Below are 21,890 nucleotides of genomic sequence, written 5' to 3' on the forward strand. Positions count from 1 at the left end.
CCGGCTTCAATGAGGTCGCGTCACAAGCGCCTGCCGCGCCCTCGCGTGAGCGCGACCTCACAGAACCCTCCAGATTCGATGCGGCCACGGGAGCGTAGCGAGACGGGGGAGCAGGATCTTTTTCGGTCCCGGCTCGATCAGATCATCGACATGAAGCATCCGCTGGTGACGTTGGGCCGCACGGTGGATTGGGGCTTTTTGGAAGGGCGGTTCGGCGAGGTTTACGACGATGACCCCGGCCGGCCGCCGCTGCCGACACGCTTGATGGCGGGGCTGGCGATCCTCAAGCACACCTACGACCTGTCCGACGAGGTGCTGTGCGAGCGGTGGGTCGAGAACCCCTATTACCAATACTTCTGCGGCGAGGAGTTCTTCCAGCACCGACTGGTGTTCGACACCGCTCGTCGCTGACGCGCTGGCGCAACCGCATGGGCGAGGAACGGCTGGCGGCGCTGATCCAGGAGAGCCTGTCGATTGCCGTCAAGACCAAGGCGATCAAGCCGTCCGAACTGTCGCGGGTGATCGTCGACACCACGGTTCAGCCCAAGAACGTGACGTTCCCCACCGACGCGAAGCTTCTGAACCGGGCGCGCGAGAAGCTGGTGCGGCTGGCGCAGCGCCATGGGGTTCCCTTGCGCCAGTCCTTTGCGCGGGTGGGTAAGTTCGCCCTGATCCAGCACCAGCGCTATGCCCACGCCAAGCAGTTCAAGCGCGCCAGGCGGAAGCTCAAGACGCTGCGGACCTATCTGGGCCGCGTGATCCGCGATATCGACCGCAAGATCGAGGGTAACGGCGGGCTCGAAGCGGCGTTCGCAAAGCTGCTATTGCTGGCGCGGCGCGTGCGCGAGCAGCAGCAACGTCAACGTGGGCCGAAGGTCTATTCCCTTCACGCGCCGGAGGTCGAGTGCATTGGCAATGGTAAGGCCCATCGGCCTTACGAGTTCGGCGTCAAAGTCTCCGTCGCCACCACGATCGGCCACGCCAAGGGCGGCCAGTTCGTCACCCATGTGAAGGCGCTGCCCGGCAATCCCTACGACGGTCACACGCTGGCCACCGTGATCCCGGACACGGAGGCGCTCATCGGCAACATCATCGCGCGCCTCCTCGCCGACAAGGGATATCGCGGCCACAATGCGCCGCCCGAATACAAGTTCAGAGTCTTCCTCTCCGGCCAGAAGCGAGGAGTGACACCCAGGATCAAACGCGAATTGCGCCGCAGGGCCGCTGTCGAGCCCGTCATCGGCCATCTCAAAGCCGAGCACCGCATGGGCCGCAACTACCTCTGGTTCCGCACGGCGACGCCGCAAACGCCGTCCTCGCCGCCGCCGGATACAACTTCCGCCGCCTCATCCGATTGCTCAGGCTTTTGCTGCGCCTGTTCCTGACCGCACTCTCCCCCGGCGCTCTGACCGTTCCAGCGTGAGATCGGCCTTCTTCACGGACGACCAATTACGTCATCGTTTGCAAATCCGTTTTGGTCCGCACTGCTGTAAGTGCTTGATTTGCTGTGGGCGCACCTGGGCTCGAACCTGGGACCGGCTGATTCAGCGACCAGCTGAGCTGGAGACGGCCTCATCTGACATTTGCTCCGCGAGCCGGCGACCGATTTGATCGTCTCCTCGCTTCTCCAGCATGGCTTCGACGGTCGCAAGTGCCAGCGCTTCGACCGTGGGGTTGTCGAACATGAGCCGGACGGGCAGTTCGGCCCCGAACTCATCTCTGATCCGAGAAATGACGCGAGTGGCCAACAATGAATGCCCGCCCAGTTCGAAGAAATTGTCTCTAATGCCGACGTTCGGCACCTGAAGAATCTCGCTCCACAGGCGCACCAGTGCAATCTCCACGGGCGTCCTCGGGACCGCGCCGGTGATGGAATCGGACGCCTCCTCTTGCGTATCGGGCAGGTTGCTTCGGCTAAGCTTGCCACTCGGCGTAAGCGGTAGCGATCCCACAATGACATATGTCGCCGGAACCATTTGTTCAGGCAAAATGGCTCGAAGATGCGCCCGGAGGTCCTCCGTCGACACGGGCGATTCCGGATCTGCCTGAATGTAGCCGAACAGACGAAGCTCCCCGCCGCTTTCGCGCGCCACCACGACGGCTTCGCGGACGGACGGATGCATCCGTAGGGCAACTTCAATCTCGCCAAGCTCGACGCGAAAGCCTCGAATCTTGACCTGCTGGTCCGACCGTCCGAGGAACTGAAGCTCTCCGTTCGACATGAAGCGCGCGCGGTCGCCTGTCCTATATAGTCGTCCTCTCTTCGCGCTTTGACCATCCGGGACGAAACGCTCGGCCGTCAGGGCGGGCTGCTCCAGATAGCCGTGCGCCAGTGCAGACCCACCGATGCACAGCTCGCCCGGAACACCGATCGGACAAAGCTGTCCGTGCGAGTCGAGGATCTGGATCATCGTATTGGGAAGCGCGCGGCCGATCGACGGGCGCGCCGGCCAGTCGCTTGCCGCGCCGGTCAACCTGAGCTCGGTAACGACATGAGACTCGGTCGGTCCGTATTGATTGTACAGATCCGCATTGAGCCGAGTGATCATTGCAGCTATCTGTGGCGTGATCTGCAGTTGTTCGCCGGCCGTTACGATCTCTGTCAACGATTGCGGAAGGACGGGGGCATGTCGAGCATGTTCTGCCAGTTGCTGGAGCGCGACATAGGGAAGGAAGAGCCGACGCACGTTTTCCTGATACAGCAATTTCCATAGAGCGGGCGGATCCCTGCGCTGCTCCTCTGTTATGAGTACGAGCGTTCCGCCGGCGCCCAACGTAGCGAATATTTCCTGAAACGAGACGTCGAAACTCAGCGAGGCGAATTGCAGCGTTGGCGCTCCCGTCGGCAGCGCGGACCGGGCGATTTGCCAACGGATCAGCGACGCAAGTGGATCATGTGGCATCGCTACGCCTTTCGGCCTGCCCGTCGATCCGGATGTATAGATGACATAAGCGAGACAGTCGGCCGAAGCGGGCACGGCCGGATTGTCGTGGGAGAGGTTAGCGAGTTCGGAGTCGTCCATGGCGAGGAGCGCGCCAGTCACTCCCGACAATTCATTGCGCCGCGCACCCTGCGTCAGCACCAGTGCGGCCCGAGCGTCTGCCGCCATATAGGCGATACGCTCTTTCGGGTAGGACGGGTCGATCGGAACATAGGCCGCCCCGGCCTTTAGCGTCGCGATAAGGGCGACGATCATATCCATCCCACGGTCGATGCAGATAGCGACGCGAGAACCCGGTCCGATGCCAAGCCCAATCAGACGGTGCGCCAGAGCATTGGCGTGAGAATTGAGTTCCTTGTAGGTGGCTTTTTTCTCCCCCGCGACGAGCGCAACTTCATCCGGCAACAGCGCCGCCTGCCTCTCAAACAGCACATGGCAAATTTCCGGTTGGACCGGGTCCTCGGTGTCGTTCCAGTCCGCGAGAGCTTTGGTCTCGGCCGGCAGAAGCATTGGCAGCGACCATATCGGACAGTCCGGCTCCTTCATCGCCGCGGTGAGCAAGGCGCCATAATGTCCCGCAAGTCGTTCAACCGTCGACAGATCGAACAGATCGGAATTGTATTCCAGCCCGGCCTGAAGGTCGCTCGCCGTTTCCGACAGGAACATGGTCAGGTCGAATTTGGCTACGCCCGCGCTTAGCGTCGCCATATCATCATCGAGCGTGCCGTTGACTGCCGGGGGTCGGCCGGTGTTCTGCAAGGCGAACATGACCTGGAAGAGCGGGTTGTAAGACAGGTTTCTCTCCGGCTGGATCTCCTCGACCAGCCTTTCAAAAGGAATGGCTTGGTGTGCGAACGCTGCCATCGTCATATCGCGCACCTCTGAAACGAGGGTGCGGAAAGTGGAATTTGCTGAAAGTTCGGTGCGGAGGACGAGTGTATTCGTAATGAAGCCGATCAACCCTTCGAATTCAGGGCGAACCCGATTGGCGATCGGAGAACCAACGACCAGGTCTTCACGACCTGTGTAGCGGTAGAGAAGAACATAGAACGCCGACAGCAATGTCGTAAAAAGAGTTACCTGTTGCTGCTCCGAGAACTTCTTGACGCTCTTGAGGAGCGAAAGGGGCAGGACGAACGGGTACAACCCTCCGATGAAGGTTTGCCGCGCTGGCCGCGGTCGGTCTGTCGGCAACTCGAGCAAGGGCGGTACGCCTTCGAGCTTGTTCTTCCAGTAGCTGACATCGCGCTGCAGTACCGGGTCGGACAGATATCGGCGTTGCCAGCAGGCGAAATCCGCATATTGGATCGGAAGGTCCGGCAACGATGGAGACCTCCGGCTAAGCCGCGCTTCGTAGAACGCGACGAGCTCCCGGGCAATTATTTCCATCGACCAACCATCCGCGGCGATGTGGTGGATGATGAGAAGGAGTAGATTGTCATTCGTTCGCAGACGTATGAGTTCAGCGCGCAAGACCGGCCCGTGCTTGAGGTCGAACGGCTTCCGCATCTGCTGCGCCATCAGACGTTGTGACTCGATTTTCTTGGCCTGCTCGGGCCAGTTGCGAAGGTCGTGAACGGGCATCTTGATCTGGAGCAGCGGTGCGATCACTTGCACAGGCTCGTCCGCGACCGTGTCAAATGTCGTACGCAGCGTTTCGTGGCGCGCAATGAGGTCATTGAAGGCGCCTTGGAGCATTGCCACGTCGACCGGTGCTGAGAAGCGCACCGGCATCGCTATGTTGTAAACGGCGCTATCGGGATCGAACTGATCCAGGAACCATAGGCGCTGCTGTGCAAACGATAGCGGGATAGGCCGATCCCTGGGCACGCGGGTGATCGTGGTGACCTGGGCTTGAGGATCTGAACCAATGAGCGGCCTTATCATTGACGCCAGTTGCTCGATCGTTGGCGCTTCGAACAAGCCCTGGAGCGGCACGTCGACCTGCAACGTATCGCTAATTCGTGCGACGATCTGCGTCGCAATCAGGGAATGGCCGCCGAGTCGGAAGAAATTGTCGCGGATACCGACAACGTCCATGTGGAGGACGTCCATCCAAATCTGCGTCAAATGAATTTCCAGATTGTCGCGCGGCGCAAGATAGTCTTCGGCCCCGGATGTCGGAGCGTCGAGCCGCGCGACCATGTCCGCCAACGCACGTCGGTCGATGCCGCCTTTGCTGTCGTAGGGGATCTCTCGCCTGAGTTCAAACGACGAGGGTATCAGCCGCGCTGGCATCCGCTCAGCGAGGAAGCTCTGCAGTTCCGATACGGGAACGTCCCGAGACAGTTTTAGAAATGCGACCAGCCCTCGTTCATGCAATCCCTGGCGGACTCTTGGCGCAACGGCCGCTGCCTTGACGGCCGGATGGTCGCGAAGAGCAGCCTCGATCTCGACAAAGTAGATCTTCAAATGCTCCGTCAGCAGAGCATCTTGCATCTCGCCATGCAAGACGAACTGCCCGTCTTCGAGCCGAGCAAAGTCACCCGTGCGATAGCCCGGCTCGCGCAGATCGGCATTCTGAACATAAATATCTCCAGGCACGCGTCCCGGCACAGGCTCAAGGTCCTGTCCCAGAAGGTTTATGCGGGCGCCCGCAGCAGGAATTCCGAGTGGAATGACCGCGGCATCCGGCTTGAGAAGCGCCAGCGCCTGTATCATGTAGAAGCCACCCGCGGCCGGGTCGCCCGACACCATATAGACCCGTTCCAGAATCTCGGGCGCGAGCGCTTCCTGAAGCTGGCCCCAATCCAACCCGCGTTCAGTGGAAAGCACGAGCCGCACGCTTCGCAAGGACCGCGGAAATTCGCGGGCTAACCGCACCAGATCCGCCAGAGCGAGAGACATGACGGTAACGGCGGTCTCTTGCAACAATGCTGCAAAGCGCCGGGAGCGAGATGACAGTTCGGGCGGAACGAGTACGATCGCCGCCCCGGCGGCCAGCGCGCCGAAGATTTCGTACCGCGCGCAATCAGAGCCGATACTGGAAAGAAGCGCGACGCGATCCTCCGGCGAAAGGCGAAGGAAGCGGTCACGTCCGGCACGGTTAAGCATCCGATGGCTCAGGTGCACAACGCTCATCTTGACCGTGCTGTTAACCCGGGCAAGCATCACGGCGGGAGATCCGGGCGTCACGCTGTTGGTGAGTTCATCGTCCGGTTGGGTCTCCGAATCTGCCCAGACCTCCTCAAGGCGGACGATCTGTCCGCCCAATGGGCGGAAGCATGGCTCGCTCGCTTCGTCCACGACGATCAATGCCGGCCGAAGTGTCGCCAAGATGCGCTCCGCCCGATCGGAGTTCAGCGGCTTTCCGTCTGGCGTCAAGATGTCGGCAGGATCGATCGGAGCCCAGACCAAGCCCGCCTTCAGGATTGCCAGGATGACCGCGAGCTCTCCCGATCGGGGCCGCCCGCAAGCGACCGCGACGGTGCTGCCAGCACTCAGATTGGCGAGGAACGATGTGCGCGCGATCCGGATCGCCCGTTGGTTCAGCTCAAGATAGGTGCACGTACCATTGGGATCGACGATGGCAAGGGCTGTCGGTGAGCGCGCCGCATGGGCGGCGATCCGCACGCCCATGACTTCCACTGGCTCCACCGATGTTTCCGGGTCGTCGGCGGAATGCGCGGTGTTGATGACCTCATCTTCCATCCATATGGAGAGGTGCGACAGCTTTTCGTGAGGATTCTCTACAATTCTGTGCAGCAGCGTCATGTAGCGCGCAATCATGGTCTCGGCAGTCGCCGCGTCGAAAAGGTCTGTGTTGAACTCGAGAGAACCTTGCGCACCGGCTCCGGTATCGAACACCGACATCGTCAGATCAAACTTGGCAGTACCATTGCCGACCGGGCCTGCCTGCATTTCGGACCCTAACGGCTGGATAGGAGCCGCGCTACGGTCGACGGTTCCGATGTTCTGGACCCCGAACAAGACCTGGAAAAACGGATTGCGGCTCAAGTCTCGATCGAGCTGAAGTTCGTCGACCAACTTCTCGAACGGCATGTCCTGATTGGCATAGGCGTCCAGCGCTACATCCCGCTCACGCACGAGCAACTCGACAAAGGTCGGATCGCCCGAGAGATCCGTTCGGAGCACCAGCGTGTTGACAAAGAAGCCGATCAACGATTCATGCTCTGAACGGGTCCGGTTGGCGATAGGCGACCCCACGGCAATGTCGGTTTCTCCACTCAGACGGTGGAGTAATATCTTGAGCGCGGCGAGCAGCGTCATGAACAGCGAGGCGCGGTTGGTGTTGCCGAGCGTCTTGAGAGCTTCGCACAGCTTCTGATCCAGCGTAAACGTGCGGACTGACCCGTTGCTGGTCTGCACCGGTGGTCTGCGACGATCGGTGGGAAGATTGAGCACAGATCGCAGTCCGCTGAGTTGCTTGCGCCAATAACGGAGCTGCTTTTGCAGCAGCTCGCCGCGAAACCACTCCGCCTGCCATACGGCGAAGTCCGGATATTGAATTGTCAGTTCCGGCAATGGAGAGGGCTGCCTGCGTAAGAATGCCATGTATATCGTCGTCAATTCCCGACTTAGCACCGACATCGACCAGCCATCGGACACGATATGATGCATCACCAGCATAAGACAGCTCTGGCTCGAATTCAGATGCACCAGTGAAGCATGCAGCAGCGGGCCCGTTCTAAGATCGAACGGCCGTCGACTTTCCGTGTAGACGAAGCGGCTCACATCCTCATCCCGCGCTACACCGGAACGCGAACGCAGATCCACACTGTTGAGCTGGAGCTTCAAGGAAGCCTTTACGACCTGTGCGGGTTGACCGTCGATCACTTCGAATGTCGTCCTCAAGGCTTCGTGCCGCCGAATGATTTCATTTATGGTTCGCTCGAGAACCGTCGCGTCGACCCGGCCATACAGCGGGATCGCTGTCGCCAGATTGTACGCGGGATTGCCAGGCTGAAATCGGTCGAGAATCCACAACCGGGATTGCGCGAAGGACATAGGACAAACACGCCGTTCGCCATTCTTGACGAACTGGGACACGGAGCCGTGCGGATTACCGGGTGCCTGAGAGCTCAAGGACATCATTACAGCTCCACTTTCTGCGGAAAACCCCTGCGAGGCGGCGCTCGAGTAGTGCCCGCTTCCCCGGAGAGGGGGCCGCAAAACACGCCGCAGGATCGGGCGAGGTTCGATTTTCGTGTTCCGGGCTCATTTATCGGCCCGGCGCAACCCGGCCGTATCAGCTGAGCTGCTCCCGTGTGGGGGACCCAAGGGTGGCATATCTCCGTCGCGACGTTCGGGCATGCCATCACCAGAGGCAAACCATTCAATCACGCGTGCCACGACATCAGCTCGATCATAGAGAAAGTAGTGCGTCGCTCCCGGAGCCTGCAGCAGGCGAACGCGGGGAAATAACCCGCGCGCCCATTCCGACGCTTTGGGCGCTGCGACACGGTCGTACTCCGACGCCAGAAGCAAGATCGGGACGTCGACATGGCCCGCGACTTTGCTAACATCGTAATGCCAAAAGTCGATCATCTGATGCGCAAATCTCATCGTTGAGTTCGCGTCGCGAAACGGCCGTAGAACAGGCTTTCGCAGGTCACGGTTCATCGCACCGAGAACGGCCTCCGACTCATCGGTTTCTGTCTCCAACATCAGGTCCAGGCCGGCCTCACTCGCACCCGACGTTAGAGAAACCGCTATCGACGAGGCCGTCGACGGACTTTGTTCCAACTCGCTGAAAATGGCCTGAAACTCGGTTTCAAATGGCGTGTCAAAATCGAGCGAGCTCTCAAGACACTTCACCTGCATATTCAGGAACGTCATGGAGCGCACCCGACCAGGGTGACGCAGAGCGAATTCCGCCCCGATTTTAGGGCCAGTGCACCATCCCACCAAATGAACGCCGGTCACCGACTCGCGCTTGATGATCGACGCCAGATCGGCAACATGGTCAAGAAGCGAAAACCGAGCTTCTGACTCCTCGAGTCCGCGCGGATCCCAACTTAGGACTCGAAACTGCCGGCGTAGATGAGTTATCAGCCGAGACCATGGCTTCGGTCCCTGACCGAGAGCATTGAGCAGCACAATAGCCTCGCCCTTGCTGCCGGTGGAACGATAAGATAGCTCTCGGTCGCCACCATGCGTCTTTCCGGTGTCCGTCAGCTCCGATGCGCGCGAAACGAGCGCACTATGCTCGGACAACTGCGCCTGACGTGCCGCTTCCACCAAATCATCGAACTCGGTCGGAACCAGGCAGGCCTGACCAACCTCCATACCTGCGATCTTGTAGGCATGTTCGATCACGTCGAGGTCCGGCTGACCCAAGTGTTCGGCGAAGTTCATCAACCGTCGATCGAACAGCTCGTCGATGGCAGTTAGCTGCGGAGAGAACGGTGCCTTGCCGTCCAATGCCAGTAGGCTTACGCCGTAAGTGTTGCCGACGCGCTCGAGAAACTCTTCCCCCGACAGGCTCGCCGTCCCCGCTACAACATAGTTGCCGCCCACGGTCCGATCAGCAATCGCCGTTATGATCGCTGCCGCCTTCTCGGTTCTTAGGATATTGATCCGGGCACTCGGCGCAATCAGGCACCGCAACCCTCGGTATTCGAATAGATCGTCAGCCCTTTCATCGATTTCCGTCTTGAGATCGAATAGAGTGGACAGGAAATGAAGGACGCCTTCTTGTGCGATGTCGTCGGGTGGGGCGATATCAAGCGTGAGGGTCGTTCGGAACGACCTCGTCACGGGAAACTCGATCATAGCCGGACTGCCCTCGACGGCCGAGGCGTCTCGCGGCAGAATCCAGCGCCAACGCTGGCCACCGCAATAAGGGGTCGTGACGACGTTCAGCGCACCGATGCGGGCGAGCTGAAAGTTTTCGAGCACCGATCCGGCAATGGATTCGCCGCTCGACGCGAAGTGCCATACTTCCGCGCCGGCAGCGTTCTCCAATGAAGATAGGTGCTCCAGCTGTCCCGCCTCGGCCTTCGGCTCACGGCGGAGCGAAATCCGCCGGACCAAGGACTCGAAGCGTGCATACGCTCCCGATGGAGCCATGACGGCCACTCGCTGGGAACGCGACAACCGCTCGGCGGCGATGAAGGCCGCCAGGAGGCCCGGCATCCCAGTGAAGACAGCATTGCCTTGCGACATGCCGAGTTCCTCCCAACGTCGTCCGCCTCGGCGATGTATCAGTTGGCTGCTCCGGGCGCCCCTTTCGGTGGGGTGAAGGGATCGCTGGCAGCGATCACGCCAGAACCTGGTGCCACCAAGTTCATTGCCGTCGTTGAAACGTAAAGCAGGCTTTGGCCCAGATTCCTTATATCTGTGAAACCCAAGTCGTTCATGTCGCACTCGGCAATCAGTCGCTTCAATTCAGCTTTGTACCTATCGTACGCCTCGGCGTATTGACGCGGCAGGGTCTGATCGCTGAAGAATGATTGCACCTTCTGTTGATATTCATCTTGCGCGGTGCGGTAATGCTCTGCTTGTTGACTTTGAAAGGCCTTTTCGACCCCGCGATCGAATTCGTTGAGGATGCCACGGTACCGGCTCTGACAGTCCGCCCACGCCTCAGACACATCCCGGAAATATCTTTCGTGCAACAATTGCAGCTCTCTGTGTGGCGCCGCGTTTGATCTGTCTTGGTCTGCCTGGTTCATCGAAAACCTCCCTATGTTTGGTTGGGTTGGGTCTCTTGCGATAGTGCCACGCGCAATCTTCTGGTTGTGCCTAAGACATCTACGGACTCATGTCGGTCGCTAGCATTCATCTGAAAGGATCGTGAGACCCTGGAATTGCTTGCCGCCCGTTGGGCTTTCCGATGCACGCCACAATCCGCTCCACCGATATGGCAGCTTGCTGCTGGCAAAGCGGCTACCGAGATCCGACATTCCGGCACGGCCTCAAAGCTCACTATCGGCAGATCGAGCTCGATATCGCCAAGGGAGCTGACGCTGGCAAATTCGTCACGCCACCTGAATGATAAATCGTCGGACAAATGATCGGTTGGCTCGGTCGCCGCCGACGCCTCAGCAAGCCTGGGAAATGATTCAATCAAAGCGCACTTGCCTTTCTGCTCTGAGCAACTCGACAGAGGGCCAGAAAACTATGCCGAGGAATTCTATGCTTCCGGACAGGCACCCACCTCAACTCCCCCGCAATTTGGGGTGCAGCGTCCTTTCGCTCGCACGAATTCGCGCTCAAGTTGTATTGGTCGTTTCTCTCAGAGGTTGTAATAACACATTCGGCATGCTTCTGTGAAAAGAAATTTTTGCGAATTTAGATCCAAAGAATTTTGATCCAAAGATCGAAAGGCGAGCGATCTCGGTTCGCCTTCGCCGATGGACTAATCCGCGATCCCCGCTTTCTTGCGATTGCAACGAGTTCAAGATTGCAAGGATGATAGCCCGATCAATGGGTATCGATTGATCGGGGACTACGCCATAAGGCCTGCCGCGACGATTTCTCTCAGCGCTCTTTATCAGCAGGAGCTTCCTGATCCGCCATGTATTTCCTGAGGCTCAGCGGACGCATGTCGGTCCAGACTTGCTCGACAAATGACAGGCATTCCTCCTTCGAGCCGACCTTGCCCACATCCTGCCAGCCAATCGGATTGTCCCGGTCAGCCGGCCAAATCGAATACTGCTCCTCATGATTGATCACGACTTTCATTTGTGTGTCATCAGACATGTCAGCTCTTCCATACAGCGTTAGCGGAAAATCACGATTCCAGTCATCGGATACTTTCCTAACAACTAAGAGTAGGATATAGTACCTGAAGAAACTGGGAATAGAATACCAAATTCAACCACGTCTCTTTATGACTCTCGTAGAGACTGACTCTCGTACCAATCTTAAATCGACGCTGATCTCCGGACTTCGCGGCGGTGCGGGAACTTGTTTGATTGCCAAGTTTAAGTTCGCGCAGATCTGGCAAATGTGGCGAGGGAGCAAGATGTCGGAATTTCCGATTTATGCTGCCGGCGCGTCGACGCCGGCGATATCGACAAGACGACCACTGCTCCAGGTAAACCGGCGACGGCAAATTTGCTTTCTACAGGCGCGCCCTATCCGTCAAGCTGCTAGTACATCACGCCTTTTGGGCCGTATCACCGAGAGATTGCCATGATCTATCAGTGTGTCGGTATCGGAGTCGGGCCGTCGAACTTGAGCCTTGCCTCGCTTCTGCATCCGTATAAGGGCCTGCTCAGCGCTTTCTTCGACCGAAAGCCGGAGTTCACGTGGCATGACGGGATGTATTTCCCCGGCGCGACGCTGCAAGTGGCGCTGTTCAAGGACTTGGTGACATTATCGGACCCTACCAATCCTTTCTCGTTCATTTCTTACCTGCACGCCGAGGGTAAGATTCATCACTTTCTCAACGCACGATTTGAATCGGTGCCGCGGCGGGAGTTTCGGAACTATCTGAAATGGGCAAGCGATGCGAACGAGAACGTCCATTTTGGTGAAGAGGTCAAGCAGGTCCGGTTCGACGGGCATTTTATCGTGGAGACGGAGAAGCGCTGTGTCCATGCCGAGAACATTGCCGTCGGCGTCGGCACCGAGGTCCACATTCCCGTCTGCGCCCGAAATCATATCGGCGCCACGCAATTCCATGTCAGCGAGTACGGCGCCAAGGCCAAGTCGCTGAAGGCCAAACGTGTCGTTGTCGTCGGCGGCGGGCAGTCCGGCGCCGAAGCCTTTCTCGACGCAATCACTTGCGAGCGCGACCTGCTGCCGAAGGAGGTCATCTGGGTATCGCGGCGTGAGAATTTCTTGCCGTTGGACGATTCTCCATTCGTCAACGACTATTTCATGCCGAGCTTTTCCGATTACTTTTTCGATCAGGGTGCCGATTTCAGGAGGTCATTCCTCGAACGGAATGTTCTGGCCAGCGATGGCATCTCGGAAAAGACAATCAAGGAAATCTATCAGCGACTTTACGTGCTCCGCTTTATCGAAGATTGCGGCAATGTGACCGTGCTGATGCCCGGTCGAACGGTCGAGCAGGTATGGCACGACGGGCGGCAATGGGGGCTGTCCGTGACCCATGATGCGACCAAATCGGAGGAGGAGGCCGTCTACGCCGACATCGTCATATGGGCGACCGGCTTCCGCAGCGCCGCAATGCCATTTCTCCAACCGCTCGTGTCGCGCCTTGAATACGACGACGTCGAGGTTCGCATCGACTCCGATTTTGCGGCGGTCTGGGACGGTCCGGCCAACCGGCGCATCTTCATGCTGAATGCCGCGCGGCGGCAACGCGGGTTGGCCGAGCCCAATCTCAGCCTGATCGCCTGGCGCAGCCAATGCGTGATCGATGCGATGCTGGGCCGGGCGGGCTGCACGCGCGCATCCCAAAAGCGGTCCTTTGTGACCTGGCAGCCGGTCAACACTTGGTCCGAGCGCCAGCACCGTGCAGTGTGAGGGGGCAGCCATGGGCGAACGTGTCGTTGTTGCAGGTGCGGGGATTATCGGCTCCGTCGTCGTTCGACAGATTCTGGCCGAGCGCCCCGGCACCGAGATCATCGCGATCGACCGGGACTTGGTCGGTTCGGGCGCGTCGCGGCGTTCTGCTGGGTTGCATTTTCCGGCTGGCCGGACCGAGCGCGTCCGCGCCATGGCCGAAATGAGCCAGCGCTACTATCAAGCGCTCGCAGCCCGCGACCCCAGCCTGCCGATCTATCCAGTCGCACTTCACGCGGTTGCCTTCGGCGCCGCCGCCGAGGCCGCACGGTGCAATTTCGTCGAGGCCGGACCGATCGAAACATCGCCAGCCTGCGGGCACGCGACGAGGGGCCAGCCGCTCGGCGCATCCGTCTGGTCTGTCCCAGGTTGCCACTACACCGATGTCGGGGCCCTGGCAGGTCGCCTTGCCCGTGATTTCCGGTCCACGATCTCGCTGCTCGAGGGCGTCGCCATCGCGAGTATCCAGGAGGAGAAGGGCGCCGCCGCACTGCTGCTCTCGACCGGCGAGACGTTGAGGGCGGACCGATTGGTGCTGGCGCCGGGCCCGTGGGTGAATGCGCCGGCATGGCGGGCGCTGGTCGCGCCGCTCGGCATCCGGATCAAGAAAATCGTCGCCCTTCATGTAGACGCTCCGGTGGGCATGGCAGATGCCGCGGTCTTGTTTCCGGAGGAGGACGCCTTCCTGCTGCCGCTGCAGCATCGTGGCCATTGGCTCTTTAGTTATACGTGCCTCGATTGGGATGTCGATCCGGACGCGCCGCAGCCTGGCGTGACTCGACAGAATCTCGATGAGGCGCAGGCGGTGCTTCGGCGCTACGCACCTGAGCTGGTTGGGAGATTGCGGTCCGGCCGTGTGTTTTGCGACGCGTATAGTCCGTGTCGGGAACCGGTTGTCGCCACGGTCGGCGCAGGCGGCCGGATCATTTTCGCCGGTGCTGCAAACGGGTCCGGCTACCGTCTGGCACCGGCCATTGCTGCTGCGACGCTGCCTCTGCTCGATGATTGATCACTCGGCTTTAGGAACGCACGCTATGAGAATCATAACCGTGGACGAAAGCGCCTACTCGGTTGCGTTCGGCATCGAGATGGCGCCGGTCGGCAGCCTTGCCGGCCCAGGCGCTTCCGCGAGTTTCGGGCGCGTCTTATCGGGGGGCCAGACGACACCGCACCAGCATGACGAGACCGAGGCATTCGTCATACTCAAGGGCAAGGGCGAGCTGGTGGTCGACAACGTCATCCATGACGTCGGCCCGGGCTCGGTGGCGATATTCGAGCCTTTTGAAACTCACACGCTGCGAAATCCGGGCAGCGTGCCGCTGGAGTTCTTGGATCTCTATTGTCGCGATCCAGCCCGCGCCGCCGAAGCGGCCAAGAATACCGGCAAGGAACGCTTTTCCGGACGGCCTGTCTTCGTCTTTTCGACGCCGCCCACGCCAAACGGCGATCTTCATCTGGGGCATCTCTCCGGCCCCTATCTCGGCGCCGACGTATTCGTCCGCTTCCAACGCATGAACGGGGTCGCGGCTTATCACCTCACCGGCAGCGACGATTTCCAAAGCTATGTGGTCAGCCGCGCCTTGAAGGAAGGCACCGAACCTTCGCGCGTTGCCGCGCACTATGGCGCCGAGATACGCGCGACGCTTTCTCTCATGGACATCATGGTCGACCAATTCACCGTTACCGGAACGGACCCGACCTACCGGAAAGGACTACAGGACTTCTTCTCGCGCCTGGTTGAATCCGGTGCGGTGCAACGGCGAAAAGACGGGGCACTCTTCGATGGAGAGACCCGGAAGTATCTCTATGAGGTCGATATCGGCGGGTTGTGCCCGAGTTGCTCGGCACCGACCGGCGGCAACATCTGCGAGGAATGCGGCGAGCCCAATCTCTGCGTCGATATCGTCAGAGCCAGATCCAATCTTTGCGCGGCGGAGCCAGCGCGCGGGACGGCCGAACGCTACTCCCTGCCGCTCCATGATTTTCGCGACATCGTGCTGGCGCATCACCGCATCGGCAAGGTTTCGCCGCGGCTCCAGGATCTCGCCCGGCGTGTCTTTGCGCGGAAGGAATTCCATTTGCCCGTCACCCACCCAGCCGAGTGGGGAGTGCCGCCGGTAGAACCGGTCGAAGGACGCCAAGTCATCTGGGTCTGGCCCGAAATGGCCTATGGATTCTTGCATGGCATTGCTGAGCTTGGCCGCCGCCACGGCCAGGATTGGTCGGCGGACGCGCCGCAGCGCAACTGGAAGATCGTCCATTTCTTCGGTTACGATAACAGCTTTTACCACACGATCCTGTATCCGGTGCTGTACGCCCTCGCTTATCCCGATTGGTCCTGCGACATCGACTATAACGTCAACGAGTTCTACCTGCTCGACGGCAAGAAGTTTTCGACCAGCCGGCGGCATGCGATTTGGGGCAAGGATGTTCTGTCGCCCGAGACGGTCGATGCCGTGCGCTATTATCTCGCGCTGACGCGCGGCGAGACGGAGCGAACCAATTTCAAGTTGAAGAGCTGCCAGGCCGTCATCTCGGGGACATTGATAGAGCGATGGCAAACCTGGCTGAACGGGCTGGGCGATCGTGTCGCCTCGCAGTTCGAGGGCCACGCCCCGGACGCCGGCGCCTGGTCACCGCTTCAGAGCGCTTTGCTCGCGCGGTTGCAGACCAGGCTCGATACGATCGCGGTACATTATGGCGCAGACGGCTTTTCGCTCAATGGCGTGATGCGCGAACTCAATGGATTGGTCGACGACGTGATTCATTTCACGACGACGCACCAGTCCCTGTCCGGTGATCCTGACGCCTGTGATGAGTGGCGCACCGTTATCGCGCTCGAACTGGCAGCAGTGCGGTTGCTCGCTCAATGCGCCGCCCCGGTCATGCCGCGCTTCGCCGGCAAGCTGGCCGAAGCGATCGGTGCCGATGACGCCACGTCGCACTGGCCGGATCGGGTGACGCTGCTGCAGCCCGGCGCGAAAATCATGCTTGCCACGACGTGCTTCTTCGCTGTTCCGGGAGCGGCATCGTCCGACGATGCCGGACGGCTTGTTAGGAGCGCTCGGCCATGCTGAGGCAGCCTCAGATAAAGATCGAGATACACGGCCAGTCACCGTCCGATCCGGAAGCGGTCATACGGACTGAATTTGAAGCGACACTTCGAGCGATCCTGCACCTCGTACCCGATGCACTGATCCGGTCACAGAGACCGGCTGATCTCGGCCTCACCTCGCTCGGCGCGATGTCGTTGCAATACAAGCTGCAGAACAACTGGGGCATCGAGCTTTCGGTCGGCGACATTCTGGAGGCAGAGACGGTCGACGCACTCTTCGTCCTGGCGATCGCGCGGCCTGCCGCCTGTCAGCAAGAAGGAATCGATATATGAGTGCCGAGAGCATTCTGAGAGTCGTCGCCGAGCGGGGCCTCGTCCTGTTGCGCAACGGCTCGAACCTGCGCCTCGAGGGGCCTCGATCGGCGATCGACCCGGCGCTGATCGGACTGATCCGCGGCGCCAAGTCCGAGCTGATCGAGCATTTGCGGGCCGCAAAGAACGACGGCGGGTGCGTCGCGCTGACACCGATGCAGGCAAGCTATTACTATGGTCGCCAATATCACTTCGCCATGGGTGGCGTGTCTTCCCATGTCTACCGCGAGATTGAAGGTGTGTTTGATGCCGCTCGGCTCGAAGCGACCCTGGCCGTGGTCGTCGAGCGGCATGGCATGCTGCGCACCCGCTTCGCTGACGATGCGACGCAGGTTGAAGATAGTGTCGCCGAGTGTCAGCCGGTGCGGATCGCGGTGGCGGATCTGCGTGGCCTGAAGAGTGCCGACCGGCACGCGGCGCGGGATCGTACGCGGGCCGAAATGTCCCACCAGGTGTTGCCGGCCAACCGCGCGCCGCTGATCGAAGTACGGCTGACAATCCTGGGCGAAGCCCAGATGATCCTTCATGTCAGCCACGACGGGCTCATCATGGACGGCGGCAGCGCATTCCTGTTCTTCGAGGATTGGCACCGGGCCTATGTCGCGCCGGGCCGGCCGGGCTTGCGCGACCGCTTACAAGTATCGTTTTTCGATTACGTTCGCGCGCTCGCGGCGGCGCGCAGCGCACCGGAATATCGGCGTGCGCGCAATTACTGGCTCAGTCAGCTGGAAAAGATCCCGCCCCATCCGCAGCTGCCGCTGTGCGGCAACCCGGCGACGATGAGCGGTATGGTCTCGGTCCGCCATGGATTCCGCATCGAGCCGGAGCGCTGGTCCGCGCTCAGGGCGCAGGCGGCCCGCCGGACGTTGACACCGAATGCCGTGCTCGCCGCCGCCTATGCAGAGGTCTTGTCGCTTTGGGGCGCCGGCGAGCGCTTTTCGCTCAACGTCACCCTGGCGAACCGCCTACCGATCCATCGCGATATCGATCGCGTCATCGGCAATTTCACCGATTGCCTGCTGCTGCCGATCGAGATCGATGTCCGAGCCGATTTCGCCGAGCGCGCCACTACAATCCAGACCCGACTGCGCGAGGCACTGGATCATCGCCAATTCTCCGGTCTCGACGTCATGCGGGAAATCGGCCGGCGTGCCTGCAGCGGTCAGGCCGCGCCTATGCCGTTCACCTTCAATAGCACGCTCGGAGCCGTTCCGGACGGTTCGGCGATCGCCGCCTGGGGGCACGAGGTCTATTCGGTCAGCCAGACACCGCAGGTATGGCTCAATGTGTTCGCGCTGGAGAGCGACGGCGATCTCGTGATCCAGATGGATTCGGTTGACGCGCTGTTTCCGGCAGGGCTCGTCGCCGCTCTAACCGAGAGCTATGAGCGGCTTCTCGTCGCGCTCGCCGCCGGTGACGCGGCGTGGTGCCGCATCGACCAGGGGCTTCTGCCGCCGGACCAGCTCGCTCAGCGCCGGGCAGCCAATGACACGGCCGTCGCAATTCCACCGGGGCCGCCCTTAGCGCGCTTTCTGCGGCATGCCGCGGCAGCACCAGATGCCCTGGCAATCAATTGCGGCGCCAAGCGCCTGAGCTATGGCGAGTTGCGCGCCGGAGCGTGCGCAGTGGCGCGCTGGCTCAAGCACAACCGAATTGGCCGTGACGATCTGGTCGGCGTCGTGATGCACAAGGGGTGGGAGCAGATCGTCGCGATCCTCGGTGCGAGCCTCGCGGGCGCCGCCTATGTGCCGATTGAGGCGGGGCTTCCAGCGGCGCGGATCGAGGCCCTGCTGTCGGTCGGGCCAATACGGTGCTCGCTGGTGCAGGATGCCGCAGTCCAAAACCGCGAGGGCACGGCGAGCTTGACTATCGACGACACCTTTCTGGAGCGGGCTCAGCACACGGAAGCTGATACGCGGCCCGAGGACTTCGCTCCGGTCGATTCAGCACAAGACGATCTTGCCTATGTCCTCTATACCTCAGGCTCGACCGGCGTACCGAAAGGCGTGATGGTCGCTCAGCGCAACCTGGTCAATCTGGTCGCCGATACGACAGCGCGCTTCGAGATTTGTGCCAGGGACCGCTTCTTCGCGGTCAGCAGCTGCAGCTTCGATCTCTCCGTTTTCGACATATTCGGCGCGTTGTCGGCCGGTGCCGCGCTGGTCATTCCCGACGCAGCACGCGCAGCAGATCCGGAGCATTGGCTCGATCTGGCCACACGGGCGGGTGTCACGGTGTGGAATTCGGTGCCGGCGATCGTGGGGTTGCTGGTGGATGAGGCCGTTGCGTCCGGCCGGGCGCTGCCACACACGCTGCGCCTCGTGCTCATGAGCGGCGACCGCATTCCGGCGACGCTGCCGGGGCGGATCGCGGCACTGCAGCCAGATGTTCGGATAGTCAGCCTGGGCGGCCCGACGGAGACGACGGTGTGGAACATCCTTTATCCGATCGACCACCCCGACTTGAGCGATGGACCGATACCTTACGGGAAGCCGAATGCCAATAACCGTGCCTATATCCTCGATGCGCAGCGCCGCGAATGCCCCGATTGGGTGACGGGCGAACTCCATGCCGCCGGCGAGGGGCTTGCCAAGGGCTATTTCGGCAATCCAGCCCTTACCGCTGCCGCCTTCTTCGACCACGAGTCGCTGCGCGAACGGCTCTATCGTACCGGCGACAGCGCCCGCTATCGGCCGGACGGAAACATCGAGATCCTTGGCCGGGTCGATTTCCAGATCAAGCTCAATGGCTATCGCATCGATCCGGCGGAGATCGAAGCCGTGCTGATCAATCAGCCGGGTATTGCCGCTGCCGCCGTCATAGGGTGCAGCACGCGAGACGGTCCCCGCCTCGTCGCCTGTCTCGTTGGAACCGGCGACGAGGCCATGGCAGCCGAATGCCAGCTGACTGCGGCGCTCGAAGCGGCTCTGCCCGAGTACATGGTGCCGCGCCAATTCGTTTGGTTGGAGCGCTTGGCGCTGACCGGGAACGGCAAGGTCGACCGAGCCTTGCTCGCCCAGACGGCGATCCCGGACGCGCCGGACACGGCGACTGAAGCCATTCCGGCTCCGCCAACCGAACTCGAAGCGAAGGTTATCCGCATCTGGTCCGACATATTGCGCAATGACGCGATTGATCCGGTTAGTGGATTCTACCAACTGGGCGGCACGTCGCTGTCGGGCGTCCGGCTCCTCGCCCGCATACGCAAGGAGTTCGGCATCTCCGTGCCGATCGCCAAACTGCCGCACCTCGACACGCCGCGTAAGATGGCAAGCCACCTCGACCAAGCGCAACCTCAAATCAAGACCTCTTGACATGGAGCAGATCATCAACCGGGTCGCGAATGGTCGGCCCTCAAGCGCAAAGTCGATCACCATCTTCGGCCCGGGCGGGCGAACCGTGCTGTCGCTGTCCGAGCTCGACCGGCTTGCTCGGAAGACGGCTGTCCATCTCCAGCGCCTTGGTGTTTCCGCCGGGGACCGGATCGGCATCGTGGCCAAGAACCGGCTCGAATGGCTGCTGCTCGACTTGGCCGCGCTGAAGCTCAAGGCAGTCACCGCCACTTTCGAGGCGGGGAAATTCCCGGCAACGCCCGCACTCGCCGAGCGATACACGCTGCGCATCGTCTTCAGCGATGAAGCCTCGAGCGCATCTTGCATTCTGCCGATGGACAACCTGCTTGCCACGCTGGAAGCGATGCCGGAGGATCTCGACCTGCCTCCCGTCACCTTTGCGCCTGGTGACGTGACGACGATCAAATTCACGTCCGGGAGCACCGGTGAGCCCAAGGGCCTCGCGGCCACGGTCGGCAGCATCGACAGCTCGATCACTGCGACACAGGCGCTGTTCAATCATTCGCCCGAAGACAAGCTCTTTATTTTCTTGCCGCTATCGCTGCTGCAGCAGCGTTATTGGGTCTATTCCGCTCTCGTCTACGGGCATGACGTTGTGCTGTCGACTTACGAATTGGCATATTACGCGCTGTCGCGCGAGGCGCCGACAGTCGTGATGGGTGTTCCGGCCTTCTTCGAGACGCTGCGCAAAGCGATCGCGACGCGGGTCGCGAGCGCCAATCCGGATGCGCTCCGCCGCGCCGCAATCGAGGCGATGGGACCTCGGATCCGTTATCTCTGGACCGGCTCCGCTCCGGCTCGCCCGGACATGTTGCGCTTCTTCGAGGATTGCGGCACGCCGATCTTCGAAGGCTATGGCATGAACGAGACCTGCATCGTCACCAAGAATGCGCCAGGTGCTCATCGACGCGGCAGCGTCGGCAAGCCGATCGACGGCAAACATGTTTCGATCGACGGGGAGGGCATTGTCGTCGTGCACAGCGATTTCCCGGTGAATACGAGGTACCTGTTCTGCGCTCCTGGCGACTCGGAGCGCATCTTCCAGCCTGACGGCTCGGTACGCACCGGCGATTTCGGCCGCTTCGACCAGGATGGGTTTCTCTACATTCTGGGCCGAGCCGACGATATCGTCGTGCTCACCAATGGCCGCAACGTCCTTGTCCGGCCGATCGAGGAAAGACTTCGGACCTGTCCCGAGGTCGAGAACTGCATCGTTGTCGGTTCAGGGCAGGATCGCCTTTCGGCGATCCTCTGCGCGCCGCTCGACGAGACGGCGCGCGACGCCATCAAGCATCATATCGCCGATCTCAATGAGACGAGCCGGCCGGATGAGCGGATCGGCATGTTCCTGATCGTTGACGAGCCGTTCAGCATCGAAAACGGTCTGTTGACCTCGCAATTCAAACCAAAACGCAGGGCCATTTTGGCCCGATTTGCGGATGACATCACCCAAGCGTCGAGGGATTCGGTATGAGCAATCTTCAGTCTATCGTCAGCCGAAACCTCGCAAAACTACTCGATGTCGACGTCGATCGGATCGCCCTCGATGCCGACCTTTCCGCTGAATACGGTCTGACATCGCTCAATCTGGTGCTGCTCATGACGTCGCTATGCGAGGAGACGGGGGTCCCCGTTTTCAACTTTGCCGACAAGGATATCGCCCGCCTGAAGACCCCGCGCGATGTTGTCACGCTGTTCGCGGCTGCCGGCCGCCAGGAGGCTTGA

The 21,890-nt window shown here is 60.7% G+C and carries 11 protein-coding genes and 1 pseudogene; 8 read left to right on the plus strand and 4 right to left on the minus strand.

The window, feature by feature from the left end:
- The first annotated feature begins 78 nt into the window (after positions 1–78).
- Positions 79–1,423 (plus strand): annotated as a pseudogene (locus AC0L30_RS33955) (IS5 family transposase).
- A 121-nt stretch (positions 1,424–1,544) separates the two neighbouring features.
- Here AC0L30_RS33955 and AC0L30_RS33960 read toward each other — a convergent pair.
- The 4 genes from AC0L30_RS33960 to AC0L30_RS33975 form a co-directional block, all read right to left on the minus strand.
- Entirely contained in the window at positions 1,545–7,997 is a 6,453-nt protein-coding gene (locus AC0L30_RS33960; RefSeq protein WP_473406165.1) for an amino acid adenylation domain-containing protein, read from the minus strand.
- Positions 7,998–8,120: 123 nt separating this feature from the next.
- A complete protein-coding gene (locus AC0L30_RS33965) occupies positions 8,121–10,070 on the minus strand; it encodes an alpha/beta fold hydrolase (RefSeq protein WP_473406166.1) in 1,950 nt (649 codons plus the stop codon).
- Positions 10,071–10,108: 38 nt separating this feature from the next.
- Positions 10,109–10,579 carry a hypothetical protein gene (locus AC0L30_RS33970; RefSeq protein ID WP_473406167.1) on the minus strand — a complete coding sequence of 157 codons (471 nt, stop codon included), beginning with the start codon at positions 10,577–10,579 and terminating at the stop codon, positions 10,109–10,111.
- A gap of 808 nt (positions 10,580–11,387) precedes the next feature.
- A complete protein-coding gene (locus AC0L30_RS33975) occupies positions 11,388–11,609 on the minus strand; it encodes an MbtH family protein (RefSeq protein ID WP_473406168.1) in 222 nt (73 codons plus the stop codon).
- 435 nt (positions 11,610–12,044) lie between these two features.
- Between AC0L30_RS33975 and AC0L30_RS33980 the strand changes: the two genes are divergently transcribed.
- The 7 genes from AC0L30_RS33980 to AC0L30_RS34010 are packed head-to-tail and all read left to right on the plus strand — an operon-like array spanning position 12,045 to position 21,890.
- A complete protein-coding gene (locus AC0L30_RS33980; protein WP_473406169.1) occupies positions 12,045–13,346 on the plus strand; it encodes a lysine N(6)-hydroxylase/L-ornithine N(5)-oxygenase family protein in 1,302 nt (433 codons plus the stop codon).
- Between the two features lie 10 nt (positions 13,347–13,356).
- Complete coding sequence (locus AC0L30_RS33985; RefSeq protein WP_473406170.1) at positions 13,357–14,394, plus strand: NAD(P)/FAD-dependent oxidoreductase; 1,038 nt, start codon at positions 13,357–13,359, stop codon at positions 14,392–14,394.
- 25 nt (positions 14,395–14,419) lie between these two features.
- Positions 14,420–16,462 (plus strand): class I tRNA ligase family protein, encoded by a 2,043-nt coding sequence (locus AC0L30_RS33990; protein ID WP_473406171.1) that lies wholly within the window; start codon positions 14,420–14,422, stop codon positions 16,460–16,462.
- A complete protein-coding gene (locus AC0L30_RS33995) occupies positions 16,456–16,773 on the plus strand; it encodes a phosphopantetheine-binding protein (protein ID WP_473406172.1) in 318 nt (105 codons plus the stop codon). Before AC0L30_RS33990 ends, AC0L30_RS33995 begins: the two co-directional genes overlap by 7 nt.
- Positions 16,770–20,126: a non-ribosomal peptide synthetase gene (locus AC0L30_RS34000; RefSeq protein ID WP_473406173.1), complete on the plus strand. Its 3,357-nt coding sequence runs from the start codon at positions 16,770–16,772 to the stop codon at positions 20,124–20,126. Before AC0L30_RS33995 ends, AC0L30_RS34000 begins: the two co-directional genes overlap by 4 nt.
- A gap of 1 nt (position 20,127) precedes the next feature.
- Positions 20,128–21,639: an AMP-binding protein gene (locus AC0L30_RS34005; RefSeq protein ID WP_473406174.1), complete on the plus strand. Its 1,512-nt coding sequence runs from the start codon at positions 20,128–20,130 to the stop codon at positions 21,637–21,639.
- Complete coding sequence (locus tag AC0L30_RS34010; protein ID WP_473406175.1) at positions 21,636–21,890, plus strand: acyl carrier protein; 255 nt, start codon at positions 21,636–21,638, stop codon at positions 21,888–21,890. Before AC0L30_RS34005 ends, AC0L30_RS34010 begins: the two co-directional genes overlap by 4 nt.

The organism is Bradyrhizobium sp. MI1.11, assembly GCF_055811255.1.

Bases quoted from the DNA above. Each gene is read 5' to 3' on its own strand.
- AC0L30_RS34010 (WP_473406175.1), top strand. From the start codon at position 21,636: ATGAGCAATCTTCAGTCTATCGTCAGCCGAAACCTCGCAAAACTACTC.
- AC0L30_RS33975 (WP_473406168.1), bottom strand. From the start codon at position 11,609: ATGTCTGATGACACACAAATGAAAGTCGTGATCAATCATGAGGAGCAG.
- AC0L30_RS33960 (WP_473406165.1), bottom strand. From the start codon at position 7,997: ATGATGTCCTTGAGCTCTCAGGCACCCGGTAATCCGCACGGCTCCGTG.
- AC0L30_RS33990 (WP_473406171.1), top strand. From the start codon at position 14,420: ATGAGAATCATAACCGTGGACGAAAGCGCCTACTCGGTTGCGTTCGGC.
- AC0L30_RS33970 (WP_473406167.1), bottom strand. From the start codon at position 10,579: ATGAACCAGGCAGACCAAGACAGATCAAACGCGGCGCCACACAGAGAG.
- AC0L30_RS33985 (WP_473406170.1), top strand. From the start codon at position 13,357: ATGGGCGAACGTGTCGTTGTTGCAGGTGCGGGGATTATCGGCTCCGTC.
- AC0L30_RS33980 (WP_473406169.1), top strand. From the start codon at position 12,045: ATGATCTATCAGTGTGTCGGTATCGGAGTCGGGCCGTCGAACTTGAGC.
- AC0L30_RS33995 (WP_473406172.1), top strand. From the start codon at position 16,456: ATGCTGAGGCAGCCTCAGATAAAGATCGAGATACACGGCCAGTCACCG.
- AC0L30_RS34000 (WP_473406173.1), top strand. From the start codon at position 16,770: ATGAGTGCCGAGAGCATTCTGAGAGTCGTCGCCGAGCGGGGCCTCGTC.
- AC0L30_RS33965 (WP_473406166.1), bottom strand. From the start codon at position 10,070: ATGTCGCAAGGCAATGCTGTCTTCACTGGGATGCCGGGCCTCCTGGCG.
- AC0L30_RS34005 (WP_473406174.1), top strand. From the start codon at position 20,128: ATGGAGCAGATCATCAACCGGGTCGCGAATGGTCGGCCCTCAAGCGCA.